12 protein-coding genes are annotated in these 13,996 nt (G+C 47.2%); 9 read left to right on the forward strand and 3 right to left on the reverse strand.

Going from position 1 to position 13,996, the window contains the following annotated elements; translation table 11 throughout:
• Positions 1-168: 168 nt before the first annotated feature.
• Complete coding sequence (locus tag KO537_RS12830; RefSeq protein ID WP_219234608.1) at positions 169-423, forward strand: hypothetical protein; 255 nt, start codon at positions 169-171, stop codon at positions 421-423.
• A 130-nt stretch (positions 424-553) separates the two neighbouring features.
• On the opposite strand, the gene KO537_RS12835 is transcribed toward KO537_RS12830, so the two are convergent.
• Entirely contained in the window at positions 554-832 is a 279-nt protein-coding gene (locus tag KO537_RS12835; protein WP_173243176.1) for a DNA polymerase III subunit epsilon, read from the reverse strand.
• 542 nt (positions 833-1,374) lie between these two features.
• On the opposite strand from KO537_RS12835, the gene KO537_RS12840 reads away from it, so the two are divergent.
• The 8 genes from KO537_RS12840 (at position 1,375) to KO537_RS12875 (ending at position 11,606) form a co-directional block, all read left to right on the forward strand.
• Positions 1,375-2,706 (forward strand): DEAD/DEAH box helicase, encoded by a 1,332-nt coding sequence (locus KO537_RS12840; RefSeq protein ID WP_131523200.1) that lies wholly within the window; start codon positions 1,375-1,377, stop codon positions 2,704-2,706.
• A 137-nt stretch (positions 2,707-2,843) separates the two neighbouring features.
• Complete coding sequence (locus KO537_RS12845; protein ID WP_131523201.1) at positions 2,844-3,428, forward strand: GNAT family protein; 585 nt, start codon at positions 2,844-2,846, stop codon at positions 3,426-3,428.
• A 149-nt stretch (positions 3,429-3,577) separates the two neighbouring features.
• Positions 3,578-4,387 carry a M48 family metallopeptidase gene (locus KO537_RS12850; RefSeq protein ID WP_028759303.1) on the forward strand — a complete coding sequence of 270 codons (810 nt, stop codon included), beginning with the start codon at positions 3,578-3,580 and terminating at the stop codon, positions 4,385-4,387.
• Positions 4,388-4,606: 219 nt separating this feature from the next.
• Complete coding sequence (locus KO537_RS12855) at positions 4,607-5,224, forward strand: FKBP-type peptidyl-prolyl cis-trans isomerase (protein ID WP_006083907.1); 618 nt, start codon at positions 4,607-4,609, stop codon at positions 5,222-5,224.
• A gap of 71 nt (positions 5,225-5,295) precedes the next feature.
• Positions 5,296-6,108, forward strand: coding sequence for a 4-hydroxy-tetrahydrodipicolinate reductase (dapB, locus tag KO537_RS12860; RefSeq protein ID WP_105251661.1), 813 nt, complete (start codon positions 5,296-5,298; stop codon positions 6,106-6,108).
• A gap of 168 nt (positions 6,109-6,276) precedes the next feature.
• Positions 6,277-7,437, forward strand: coding sequence for a glutamine-hydrolyzing carbamoyl-phosphate synthase small subunit (gene carA / locus KO537_RS12865; protein WP_113941188.1), 1,161 nt, complete (start codon positions 6,277-6,279; stop codon positions 7,435-7,437).
• 27 nt (positions 7,438-7,464) lie between these two features.
• The gene (gene carB / locus KO537_RS12870) at positions 7,465-10,689 is read left to right on the forward strand and encodes a carbamoyl-phosphate synthase large subunit (RefSeq protein WP_105251663.1); all 3,225 of its coding nucleotides are present in this window, start codon (positions 7,465-7,467) and stop codon (positions 10,687-10,689) included.
• A gap of 185 nt (positions 10,690-10,874) precedes the next feature.
• Positions 10,875-11,606, forward strand: a complete 732-nt coding sequence (locus KO537_RS12875; RefSeq protein WP_219234609.1) for an RluA family pseudouridine synthase — start codon at positions 10,875-10,877, stop codon at positions 11,604-11,606.
• A 73-nt stretch (positions 11,607-11,679) separates the two neighbouring features.
• Here KO537_RS12875 and KO537_RS12880 read toward each other — a convergent pair whose 3' ends face one another.
• Both KO537_RS12880 and KO537_RS12885 read right to left on the reverse strand, forming a co-directional pair.
• Positions 11,680-12,453, reverse strand: coding sequence for an ABC transporter substrate-binding protein (locus KO537_RS12880; RefSeq protein ID WP_198571775.1), 774 nt, complete (start codon positions 12,451-12,453; stop codon positions 11,680-11,682).
• 216 nt (positions 12,454-12,669) lie between these two features.
• On the reverse strand, positions 12,670-13,758 hold the full coding sequence (locus KO537_RS12885; protein WP_219234610.1) for a methyl-accepting chemotaxis protein: 1,089 nt from the start codon (positions 13,756-13,758) through the stop codon (positions 12,670-12,672).
• Positions 13,759-13,996: the final 238 nt, after the last annotated feature.

Raw genomic sequence — 13,996 nt, forward strand, 5'->3', positions numbered from 1 at the left:
ATTCAGCACTAAATGTTTTTCTGGTTGTCGATCTCATGTTTTCACCTAAAGTCATCTACGAGGTAATAATATCACCTCTATTTAGGTGGCCAAAATTAGTGTGCCACTACACTCTTACCAGTGGACTATTTCGAGCATGTTTTGGATAGGCTAAATAGGGATAGTAGGTTGCGTAAAAGATCAATGGAGGAACGTATTATAGAAGAACGTATTCATCCGGCTGCATTAGAAGAATTGGTTGTTAGATATCGAGAATTCCTAAAGTTTTTTGGTAAAACTAGACATAAATTTGGCGAAAATCCTGAAATGATGGAAGAGTTGCTCTTTTTACTTCGACGCATGGATGATCCTCTTCGATATTTATGCAACAACATAGGTATGAGGCTACCAAAAGAGATGCTTGATGAGTTTGATAGACTATAAATCAGATTTATCTTACTTTGCGGTATTTAACCATTGATACCTTCAAATACCTATCGTCATAGACTCTTGTTTATAAAGATAGGTATTTGAGCGTGAGCCATCAATGATGATCAATGGCTCTTTTGAGAGGTTACTCTTCTGTATCAGTAAATGCGGCTTCGGCTTTCTCTAACTCTTGCTCGGTTTTCAGCTGAAACGCTTGTTGCTTTTTAAGTTTGGCTTCTTCTTCAAGTGCGGCTTCTCTTTGTTTAAATTCGTGTCTCTCTGGTTTAGTCAGAAACTTAAACGCGAGCTTGTTGCCTAGTACGTAGGCGACGACGTCTTCACCTTTTGTGCGGCGCTCATCGACGCGTTGTGAAAAACGGGCGTTATCGCGGGCTTTACGTTCTTCGGCATTTAACTTACTCATAATCTGTTCTCCTCATTTAGTTAATCACGGTAGTGTTCCACTACGCTCAGTTAAACAAATGAGTTGTGTTGCACATTCATAAAGCTGATTATGCGGGATTCTACCATAAGCGCTCATGAAAGCTGTGGGATTAAAATCTACCATCCCATCACTTGCGTTAACTTTACGCACATAAGAAAGATGCGGCAGGAGTCTCTTTTAAGATACACCACGAACGCCGAAGCGACAGGAATTCACCTATTCCTGCGAACTGGCCGTTAGACATGAACCTTGTCGGCAGGGGAGATCCAAGAGGGGGTTGCAGTTGATTCTCTTTAGGTCGGTTATTGATTTGACCTTTGGTTTAGAAATTCAAACAAAGTTTCAAACTAGACTTTCTTAGTGGCGTAACGCAAATGCCGTAACTGTATTGTTGCAAACCGTACCGTTGTAAAGAGTACCGTTGCAAACTGGCCAAGGCTTGCGTAAAAGCCGAAACAACATTGGTATTCAAAGGCAACTCTCAGTAAACTTTCGCTCCCATGTTTTGATCCGGTGCTGTGATGACCTTTCCCGAGCTTTCTTCTTCCCCTGAGTCGTTAACTTTTGCTGAGCTTGGCTTAAATTCGGCGTTACTTAAGGCCTTGCCTGCAAGTCTTAAACATCCGACAAAGGTACAGCAACTCACGATTCCGGCCATTCTTGCAGGACGGGATTTGTTAGCCTTAGCACAAACTGGTAGCGGGAAAACCTTAGCCTTTGGTTTGCCACTCCTACAACAAATTTTGTTGCAACAGCAAACACAGTTGCAGAGCACTAAGTCTGTACAGTCTCTAAATGCACTGGCGTTAGTGTTGGTGCCTACACGGGAATTAGCGCTGCAAGTGACTGAGGCGCTGCAAACAGTGGCGAGTCAGTTATCGACTTCGTTGAACATTCAGCTTCTGTGTGGCGGGGTCGCGCTGGAAGACCAATTAGCCGAACTTGCAGCCAAGCCGCAGGTGTTAGTGGCAACCCCAGGACGTTTACTGGACTTATGTAAACAGGCCCACGTCAGCCTCGATTCGATAAAACATCTTGTGCTGGATGAGGCTGACCGCCTGTTGGAAATGGGGTTTTGGCCCGATGTGCAAAAGCTGATGGCGTTTATGCCTAAGCTTAAGCAAATCTTGTTGTTTTCTGCCACCTTGCCCGAGGCTTTGGATACATTGGCGGGCAAACTGCTGGTGAATAAGCCGCTACGGGTCGAAGCTCACAAGGTGAATTCAGTGGTTGGTGAAATCGAAGAACAGCTCTATTTAGTCAACAAGGGCAGCAAAGCACAGGCATTGATTGCGCTGTTAAAACAGTATCAATGGCCGCAGGTGTTGGTGTTTATCAGCGCCCGTGATGATGCCGATGCCGTCGCTAAACGACTCGCCAAAGCGGGGATGAAAGTCGCCGCGCTGCACGGTGAAAAAGAGCAAACCGTGCGCAGCCAAACCTTGGCCGACTTTAAAGCCAATCGGATCCAAGTATTAGTGGCGACAGATTTGATGGCGCGCGGCATTCATGTTGATGCCTTGCCTGTCGTCATCAATTTGGATTTGCCCATGAGTGCGCCTGTGTACGTGCACCGCATTGGCCGCACCGCGCGCGCTGGCGAAAAAGGGCTGGCGATTTCCCTCGTGTGCCACGGTGAAATGGTAACTTTAACGGCGATCCGCAGTTTAACCGCGCGGGAGTTACCGCTGGCATTATTGGCTGACTTTCCGGTAACGGATAAGCCGAGTGAAAAAATCATTGATGGCGCCACTGAGGGAAAAGCTGAGCGTAAGCGACCACCACGGGATAAACAGGCGAATCGCCGTAGCATCAATAAGCACAGCGCTAAAGAGTTTAAAGGTAAGCGCTGAGCTTGAAGCTATTCATAGCGTTCGAGCTTGGCGTGCCTCAATCACTAAACAGATAACAGAATAAAGCGCATTGGCCGCTGTTATCACTTTCGCTCTGGGTGTAACTTAGTGACTTATTTACATTAAGGAGCTAAGTCATGGGATCGACATTGGCGTTAAGCAAAGCACTTCATAAAGTGGTGAATAACGGTTTAACGACCGAGCACTTTGTACTTAGGCCATTCCAGCGAGCGGATCTTGAGGCTTTTACCGCCTATCGAGCCGACCCTAAGGTCGCTAAATATCAAAGCTGGACGGATTACAGCTATAGCGATGCACTCGCGTTGTTCGAGAAGATGGATTATGCACAATTTGGTGCGGTTGATACTTGGTTTCAGCTTGCGATTGTTACTGGCGCGTTGGGAACAAGACCGACCCAATTAGTTGGCGATCTGGCGCTGCACTTTATTGATGAGCAGCAGGTGGAAATTGGCTTTACGATTGCGCCTGAACATCAAGGTAAACATGTGGCTTTTGAGGCCGTCAGCGCATTGCTGGATTACCTCTTTATTGAATTGCATAAGCATAGAGTTATTGCCATCACCGATGCACAAAATCTTGCCTGCTGTCGCTTACTCGAAAAACTCCGCTTTAGGCGTGAAGCCCATCATGTGAAAAACATCTTCTTTAAAGGCGCGTGGGGCGATGAGTTCGTCTATGCCTTGTTAAAGGAGGAGTATTAATTCCTTTTAGGTGCAAAGTATCGCTAACGCGCGCCGCCAGTGTTTCTCTATTTGGCTTATCTTGTCTATCTCAGTAAAATCTTTCCATTAGTTGAGCCCGTGTTGGCTCAAAGATCTTCACGCCCGTCATGGGATTTAAGGAGTGCCACATGAAATCAATGCGTTTAGGCTTAGTGGGTATGGCGGTCGCGCTCGGATTATCGGCCTGTGCGACCACGCAATCGCCAACGGGGCGAGGGCAGACCTTGTTGTATTCAGCGGCGCAAATGCAGCAGATGGGCGATTCCTCCTTCGAGGAAATGAAAAAACAGCAAAAAGTGAGTAGTGATAAAAAGCTGACGCAATACGTCAATTGTGTCGCTAATCGTATTACCGCAGTGCTGCCGGACCAAACCCAGCGCTGGGATGTGGTTTTGTTTGACTCAGAACAAGTCAACGCTTTTGCTCTGCCGGGTGGGCATATTGGGGTTTATACCGGATTGCTTAAGGTCGCTAAGGGACCAGATCAGCTTGCTACTGTGCTCGGTCACGAAGTCGCGCATGTGTTGGCGCAGCACGGTAATGAGCAGGTTTCCCGTGGACAGTTAACGGGCGTTGGAATGCAGATTGCCGATGCAGCGCTAGGGGCGAGTGGTGTGTCGAATCGCGACTTATATATGTCGGCATTGGGACTCGGTGCTCAGGTGGGGGTGATCTTACCCTTTGGCCGTGCCCAAGAGAGCGAAGCCGATATCATGGGCGTAGAGTTAATGGCTCGAGCGGGTTTCAATCCGGCTCAGAGTGTTGAGTTATGGCAGAATATGTCGAAGGTGGGCGGTAGCCAAGGGCCGGAGTTATTATCGACCCATCCATCGAACAGTAATCGCATTGCTCAGCTACAACAATTGCAAGCACAGATGCAGCCACTTTATGCCAGTGCTAAAGCGCAGGTGAAGAATCAATGTGTGGCGCCGAAATAAGCTGAAGTCTATTTAAGATCTAAGTGCCCGTTTGGTGAGTGTTCGCCGTCGTTTGCGCAGAGATATGTGTCCTTAACCTATTTATGCTTTTGGATAAATACGCAATAAGTGTGTAAAAAAGCCTCCTTAGTTAAATAAGCAGTCAGTTTATCAGCATAGCTCGCTGAACTATGGTAAACTGGCGCGCAAAATTCCACTGATAATTGAGAGTCGTTAATTATGTCTGATAAATTCAGTACTGTTGAACAGCAAGCAAGCTACGGTGTAGGCCGTCAAATGGGTGAGCAACTGGCCGCCAATTCTTTTGATGGTGTGGATATTCCAGCCGTTCAAGCGGGTTTAGCCGATGCGTTTGCCGGTTTAGAAAGTGCTGTGTCTATGCAAGATCTGCAAGTTGCTTTCACTGAAATTAGCGGTCGTATTCAAGCTGCTCAAGAGCAAGCTGCTGCTGCTGCGTCTGCTGAAGGCGATGCCTTCTTAGCTGAAAATGCTAAGCGTGATGGCGTGACTGTGACTGACTCTGGTCTGCAGTTCGAAGTATTAGTCCAAGGTGACGGTGCTACTCCAACTTACGAAGATACTGTTCGTACTCACTACCATGGTTCTTTCATCAATGGTGATGTGTTCGACAGCTCTGTAGTTCGTGGCCAACCTGCTGAGTTCCCAGTTTCTGGCGTTATCGCTGGCTGGACTGAAGCACTGCAACTGATGCCAGTAGGCACTAAGTTGAAATTATTTGTGCCACATCACTTAGCTTACGGTGAGCGCGGCGCGGGGGCATCGATTCCTCCTTATTCAACTTTGGTATTCGAAGTTGAATTATTAGATATCATCTAATATTGAAAAAACGCCTAAGCCTGTCTTAGGCGTTTTCTTATGGAATACAAAGAAAGATTGAGGAGATTGAAATGAGTGGACAAGTGAGAGTGGCAATCGTCGGTGCCGGTGGTCGTATGGGACGCACTCTTATTGAAGCGGCCTACAATCACGACCATATTTTACTGGGTGCCGCCATTGAGCGTGCAGGCTCAAGTTTAGTGGGTGTGGATGCGGGTGAGTTAGCTGGTGTGGGTAAATTAAACGTCATGATCATGGATTCGCTCGATTATGCGACCGATGATTTTGATGTGTTGATCGATTTCACCGCGCCAGACGCCAGTATTGTCCATTTAGATTGGTGTGTTCGCCATAAGAAAGCTATGGTGATTGGCACAACGGGTTTCAATCATGCTCAAAAAGAACAGATCAATGCCTTTGCCGAGCAAACGCCGGTCGTGATGGCGCCGAATATGTCTGTGGGTGTCAATTTGATGTGGAAATTACTCGAACTGGCTGCCGAAGTCATGGGTGATTACACGGATATCGAAATTATCGAAGGCCACCACAGACACAAAAAAGATGCGCCGTCGGGCACAGCCCTGAAAATGGGTGAAGTGATTGCTAAGACTTTAGGTCGCGATCTTGAAAAATGTGCCGTATATGGCCGTGAAGGGATCACGGGTGAACGTGACCGTGAAACTATCGGTTTTGCGACTATTCGTGCTGGTGATTTAGTTGGTGAACACACGGCTATGTTTGCCGATATCGGTGAGCGTTTAGAGATCACCCATAAAGCTTCGAGTCGTATGACCTTTGCTAATGGTGCTATGCGTGCCGCTCACTGGCTCGTGGAGCAAAAGCCGGGCTTGTATGATATGCAGCAGGTTTTAGGTTTGCATTAATATTAAAAACGCCGATATGGCGTTTTTTTTTGCACCCAGTTACCAGTGGGTGGACGGTTTCGCGTTTTTACTGTAAACTCGCTGGAATTTGTCAAAATTTCGTAAATTAGCGGAAATTGGTATCTTAACATAACATAAAAACATTATATTTCAGTGGCTTGGCTCTTTATGGAGGTCGCGTTGACAAAGTCTGCCTTACTCGTACTCGAAGATGGAACTGTATTCTCTGGCACAGCAATTGGTGCCGATGGTCTCTCTGTTGGTGAAGTTGTTTTTAACACTTCCATGACAGGATACCAAGAAATTTTAACTGATCCATCCTACTCACGCCAGATTGTAACATTAACCTACCCACACATAGGCAACACTGGTACCAATGATGAAGATATTGAATCCGATGGGGTTCACGCTTGTGGTCTTATCATTCGTGATCTTCCGCTCATCGCAAGTAGTTTCCGTAATCAACAAAGCTTAAGTGATTATCTCAAAGCGAACAATGTCGTTGGCATAGCAGATATCGATACCCGCAAGTTAACTCGTATTCTCCGTGAAAAAGGTGCTCAAGCCGGTTGTATTATGGCAGGTGCAGACTTAGACGAAGCAAAAGCGCTCGCCGCTGCCAAAGCTTTCCCCGGTTTAAAAGGCATGGATCTCGCTAAAGAAGTCACGACTAAAACTGCCTATCCATGGCGTAAAGGTAGCTGGCGTTTAGTGGGCGGCTTACCAGAAGATACGCCAGCAAATGAGCTTAAATACAAAGTAGTAGCCTACGACTACGGCGTTAAGCAAAACATTCTGCGCATGTTAGTGGACCGCGGTTGTGACGTCACCGTAGTGCCTGCTAAAACTTCAGCTGCCGAAGTGTTAGCGATGAATCCCGATGGTGTGTTCCTTTCGAACGGCCCTGGCGATCCAGAGCCATGCGATTACGCGATTGAAGCGATTCAACAAATTCTGAAAACCGACACGCCGATTTTCGGTATTTGTTTAGGTCATCAGCTACTCGCGCTGGCCTCAGGTGCAAAAACTTTGAAGATGAAGTTTGGTCACCACGGTGCAAACCACCCAGTGAGCAATATCGAGAAAGGTAACGTGATGATCACCAGCCAAAACCACGGTTTTGCTGCCGATGAAACGACCTTACCCGCCAACATTAAGGTGACGCATAAGTCGCTGTTTGATGGTTCACTCCAAGGTATCCATCTGACGGACAAGCCCGCGTTCAGCTTCCAAGGTCACCCTGAAGCGAGCCCTGGCCCGAACGATGCCGCCCCGCTGTTCGATCACTTTATCGAGCTAATCGACATATACCGTCAGAACGCCAAGTAGTACGCTAGCTAGGAGAAGAGAGAAGCAATGCCAAAACGTACAGATATAAAGAGTATTCTTATCCTAGGCGCCGGCCCAATCGTGATTGGTCAGGCATGTGAATTTGACTATTCTGGCGCACAAGCGTGTAAAGCGCTGCGTGAAGAAGGCTACCGTGTCATTCTGGTGAACTCTAACCCTGCCACCATTATGACTGATCCAGAAATGGCCGATGCCACTTATATCGAGCCGATTCACTGGGAAGTGGTCCGTAACATTATTGCTAAAGAACGCCCAGATGCGATTCTGCCAACCATGGGCGGCCAAACCGCACTGAACTGCGCATTAGAACTTGAAGCCAAAGGCGTACTGAAAGAATTTAACGTCGAGATGATTGGCGCGACTGCCGATGCTATCGATAAAGCTGAAGACCGTAGCCGCTTTGATAAAGCGATGAAAAGTATTGGTCTTGATTGTCCGCGCGCGGGCATTGCCCACAATATGGACGAAGCTTATGGCGTACTTGATCAAGTGGGTTTCCCTTGTATTATCCGCCCATCCTTTACTATGGGTGGCTCGGGTGGCGGTATCGCTTACAACAGGGAAGAGTTCGAAGAGATCTGTTCACAGGGCTTAGAGTTATCGCCAACGAGTGAACTGCTGATCGACGAATCACTGATCGGTTGGAAAGAATACGAGATGGAAGTGGTCCGTGACCGCAACGATAACTGCATTATCGTCTGCGCCATCGAAAACTTCGATCCTATGGGCGTGCACACGGGAGACTCTATTACAGTTGCACCCGCGCAAACCCTGACTGATAAAGAATACCAAATCATGCGTAACGCCTCTATGGCCGTACTGCGTGAGATTGGTGTTGAGACAGGCGGTTCGAACGTACAGTTTGGCATCAACCCGAAAGATGGCCGTATGGTTATCATCGAGATGAACCCACGGGTATCGCGCTCTTCAGCATTAGCATCAAAGGCAACGGGTTTCCCGATTGCGAAAATCGCCGCTAAGTTAGCGGTTGGTTTCACCCTTGATGAGCTGATGAACGACATCACTGGCGGTCGCACGCCAGCATCATTCGAGCCTGCTATCGATTACGTTGTGACTAAAGTGCCACGCTTTAACTTTGAAAAGTTTGCCGGCGCCAATGATCGCTTAACCACACAGATGAAGTCTGTGGGTGAAGTGATGGCGATTGGCCGTACTTTCCAAGAGTCACTGCAAAAAGCATTACGTGGTTTAGAAGTTAGCCGTAACGGTCTAGATCCTGTCACAGACATGTCTAAACCTGAGGCGATGTCGCGTATTCGCCACGAGCTGAAAGAGCCTGGTTGCGACCGTATTTGGTACATAGCCGATGCGATGCGTGCGGGGCTGAGCTTAGATGAAATCTTTAAACTGACCAATATCGACCCTTGGTTCCTCGTGCAAATCGAAGAGCTGGTTCAGCTCGAAGGTGTTGTTGCTGAAGCGGGTCTGGCGGGTCTGGATATCGACTTACTGCGCAAACTGAAACGTAAAGGTTTTGCCGATGCGCGTCTGGCCGATGTATTAGGCGTGAACGAAGCCGAAGTACGTAAGCTGCGTGATAAGTTCGACCTGCACCCAGTCTATAAGCGTGTAGATACCTGTGCGGCTGAGTTTGCAACAGACACGGCTTACATGTACTCAACGTATGAAGAAGAATGTGAAGCTAACCCATCGACCCGTGACAAAATCATGGTGTTAGGTGGCGGGCCAAACCGTATCGGTCAAGGTATTGAGTTCGATTATTGCTGTGTGCACGCGGCGTTAGCGCTACGTGAAGACGGTTATGAAACCATCATGGTGAACTGTAACCCTGAAACCGTTTCAACCGACTACGACACTTCAGACCGTCTGTACTTCGAACCCGTCACACTGGAAGACGTATTAGAAATCGTCCGTATCGAGAAGCCAAAGGGCGTTATCGTGCAGTACGGTGGTCAAACGCCATTGAAATTGGCCCGTGCCTTAGAAGCTGCTGGCGTACCTGTCATTGGTACTAGCCCAGATGCCATCGACCGCGCCGAAGACCGTGAGCGTTTCCAGCAAGCGATTCAACGCTTAGAGATGAAGCAGCCTGAAAATGATACCGTGACTACGGTTGAAGGTGCTGTGATTGCCGCTGAGCGTATCGGTTATCCGCTAGTTGTGCGTCCATCCTATGTACTGGGCGGCCGCGCGATGGAAATCGTTTACGACAAGCAAGATTTGCTGCGTTACTTCAACGAAGCCGTGAGCGTATCGAACGCGTCGCCAGTATTGCTCGATCGTTTCTTAGATGATGCGATTGAAGTGGATATCGACGCAGTATGTGACGGTGAAATCGTGGTGATTGGCGCGATTATGGAGCATATCGAACAAGCGGGTGTTCACTCTGGTGACTCAGGTTGTTCACTGCCTCCCTACACGCTAAGCCAAGAAATCCAAGATCGCATGCGCGTTCAAGTCGGCAAGTTGGCGATGGAACTCGGTGTTGTCGGTCTGATGAACGTACAGTTCGCCGTGAAAGATAACGAAATCTATATGATTGAAGTTAACCCACGTGCTGCCCGTACAGTGCCATTCGTGTCCAAAGCAACGGGTGTGCCTTTAGCTAAGATCGCCGCGCGTGTGATGGCTGGCCAAAGCTTAACGTCGCAAAACTTCACTAAAGAAGTGATCCCACCTTTCTACTCAGTGAAAGAAGTGGTGTTGCCATTTAATAAGTTCCCAGGTGTTGACCCACTGTTAGGCCCTGAAATGCGCTCTACCGGTGAAGTCATGGGCGTGGGCGATACGTTCGCCGAAGCCTATGCTAAGGCGCAGTTAGGTGCGACTTCTGAGGTGCCTAAGTCGGGTCGTGCATTATTGTCTGTGCGTAACAGCGATAAGAAACGCGTTGCCGATTTAGCGGCTAAGTTAATTGAGCTCGGTTACCAAATCGATGCGACTCATGGTACTGCGGTTATCCTAGGCGAAGCGGGTATCAACCCACGTTTAGTGAACAAGGTACACGAAGGGCGTCCACACATTCTCGATCGCATCAAGAATGGTGAATACACTTATATCGTGAACACTACCGAAGGTCGCCAAGCGATTGAAGATTCTCGTCAATTGCGCCGCGGTGCACTGCGTTACAAAGTTAACTACACGACGACCATGAATGCTGCATTCGCCACTTGTATGGCCCATGCCGCCGATGACCGTACTAACGTGACGTCAGTACAAGAACTGCATCTGCGCGTACTGGCTAAATAAGCTATAGCGTTAATGTTGTTAATTAGAGGGCCGCATAACTTAGGTTATGCGGCCTTATTATTTAGGCCTGTATCTGTTCTATTGAATTATTGGGTCTATTTTATTTAGCTTGTTTTATTGAGTTGTTCAGCTTGTTTGAGTATGACTTAACTCATTTTATTGCCCATTTAGGTAGCCTGAAAACTATGTCTGCATCTGCCAATAGCCTTGCCAAAGCTGATACTTTTATTGCGCCGCCTTGCCTCGGGCAAATACGCGTACTCTATCAAGATAACGATATTCTACTGATTGATAAGCCGAGCGGATTATTGAGTCTGTCGGGGAAGAATCCGCTGAATCTCGACTCAGTGCATTATCGTTTAGTGCAGGATTTCCCGACGGCCACTTTGTTGCACAGACTCGATTTTGGCACTTCGGGCATCATGCTGGTGGCGCTGAATAAAAGCGTGAATGGTTTGCTGACAAAACAGTTTCAGGCGCGCACGGTTGAAAAGCGTTATACCGCCTTGCTGCACGGGCATTTAGCCGCTGACAGCGGGGTGATTAATCTGCCGATTGCTAAAGATAGTGACCATTTCCCGCTACAAAAGATTTGCCATAGCACAGGCAAAGTTGCGATCAGTGAATATCAGGTGCTGGAACGATTAACCGATCCTTTCGCCACGCGGGTCGAATTTACCCCTGTTTCTGGTCGCACTCATCAACTGCGGATCCACAGTCAGCAATTGGGTCACTCAATACTGGGGTGCGATCTCTACGGCGGCGTGGGTGAGTGCGTGACTGATAAGGCTGATGCAAATGAAGCTGATATCACTAATACGACGAGCAGCAGATTAATGCTGCATGCGACCCGCTTAGCGTTTAATCATCCTATCACGGGTGAGCGTATCGACTGGGTTTGTGAGTGTCCTTTTTAAGCGCTTTTAAAAGAGCAATAGAGTTTAGCTCTCAGCACTCATCACTTAGCACGTAGAATTTAGAGCAATGGGTTTAGTTGCTAAACCCGATACGTTCGGTTTGCATGGGCGGCGCATCGTTGGGGAGCCAAGTACGGTAAATCGTTGCGAAGGTGCCATCTGCTTTTATCGCTTCTAGGCTGTTTTTCCACTGTTCGATCACATCATTGGGCGTGCCTTGTGAGAAGGCAATGTAAAGATGATTAGCACTAATCGTGAAGAGCGACTCTACATCATCAATGCTCGCGCCCGCATCCGACAGAATACTCGGCGCGGTGAGATTGGCATTACACCAAAGATCGACACGTTGCTTCATCAATTGTTTTGCACTCAATAAGGGTTCGGATGAGGCCGCAACATTCGTAAATCCCAGTTCGAGCAATAGGCGTTCTTCCACCGAGGCACGATAGACACCAATTGCCTTAGCCGTCTTTGCATCATTTATAGTGGTTATTTTTATACCGCTATTTTTTAAGGCATAAAAATTAGTCGTGCCGACAGCAACAGGCCCAATCATAGTAAACATTTGCTCCCTTTCTGCTGTGCGCGTCATAGTAAACAACACAGTATTAGGTTGCTCGGTCAGCATTTTCCAGCCGCGAGCCCAAGGTACGACCTTGATTGGATCTGGGTTGTTTATGCGCTTTTGAATTTCTTGTACTACCTGTACAGCTAAACCATCGGGTTTGCCATCGACAGAAAAGCTGATTGGTGACCATTCTTCGGTATAGATGTTGAGCGGCTGCGCGCGAAGAGAAACTGCGCTGCTAAGGGTGAGTGATAACAATAAACTTGTGACTAATTTCATTAATAACCCTAAAAATTAGAATGTTATAATTGAGTCTCACTGCTTGCTCTTGAAACGATTAAAGATGAAGGCTGTGTTTAAATCAAGTATAGCTAGGGGTTCATTTTCTAAGATTAAATTTACTATACCGTTTTGAAAGATAAAAAAAGAGCGCTTGTATGGCGCTCTTAGGTAGGCTTATTTATGGGTGATAGCTTATCTTTCTGTGCCTATATATCACGCTCGATATACATCTCGCATAAGGTTATCAATGCAATGCACAACACGCATACTGGCGTCTTCCATTGAGTGCAGTTGTTTGACCATCTCAGGCAAATTACCTTTTTGTCTCGCATTGAGCGCCGCTTTTCCTGCCTCGTGTACCACTTTATGTGGTGCATCTAATGCTTTGAAGTTACTTAAATGCTGATAATTCTCGGCACCAAATCCTTTGAAATACCATTGCCCTAGGCGGCACTCAGTGTGTGAGTTCACATTGTGGTTATGCTGTGGTTTTTCAATTAATTGATAAACGCTACTTTTCCAGACTGCGTGGTCGAGCTTAGTGGTATTCAAGAATGACGCTGTGGCTGCGTTATGGATAACGTGCTGCATTTGTTTTGAGCGTTGCAGGACATCTTCAACGACTTGACCAATTTGGGTTGAGGAGGTGGCTACATCAACGGCACTGCTTTGATTATTATGAACAATTTCTTTAATCTCAGCTGCTTGCGCGACGATTTGTTTCACGAGCTTTTCAATATGGCTACTGGCTTCATGGGCTTTGCTCGCAAGCTGGCGCACTTCATCGGCCACCACAGCAAACCCTCGTCCTGCTTCGCCTGCACGGGCGGCTTCAATGGCGGCGTTCAATGCCAGCAAGTTTGTTTGTTCTGAAATTCCTTGAATTGCCGCAACAAATTGATTGATTGAAGAGGTCGTAGCATCGAGTTCTGTGACAGCTTTCATGCTGTTCGATGCTTGATCATTAATATAAGTCGCTCTAGTGCCTAAATTGGCAATGGCCACACGGGTTTGATCAAAAACGTGATTGAGTTCAGACAGTGATTCTTTTTCCGCAGAGAGTAATTCGGCACTGCTGGCTAAGCCTTCGCGCACGGCATTAAGCATATCTCCGCCTTGGTTTTGGCAGGCGATCACTTCAGTGTAGTGGTCTGCATTTTGGCGCGACTGTTGCTGCATGGTCTCATTTTCACGGATCATGCCACGCAGTTCATCTATTTCATTTTGGTGTTGGCGTTCTAGTTGGATGAGTCGCTCTTTAAGCGCCTGATTTTCAGCTTTGAGCTGGGAATTAAACCACATATAAAACCTCTCAAGTCGCTAGGACTATCACTATTGCTTATCGACTTACTGTGACTGGGCTCAGCGGTAAATACTGCAATGTTAATAAAAAGTAAAACGATTCAGGTATGGAAATATTAACTGATCTTTAAGCTTTATTCTTAATTTTTTTAAGGTTATTGAAGCTTTTATGCGTTGTCATAAATGGGTTAGCACTATCGAATGATAAGTGAACCACGCTAAGGTTAACTTAGCTTGG

The organism is Shewanella sp. NKUCC01_JLK, assembly GCF_019345615.1.
Lineage (GTDB): Bacteria > Pseudomonadota > Gammaproteobacteria > Enterobacterales > Shewanellaceae > Shewanella > Shewanella oncorhynchi.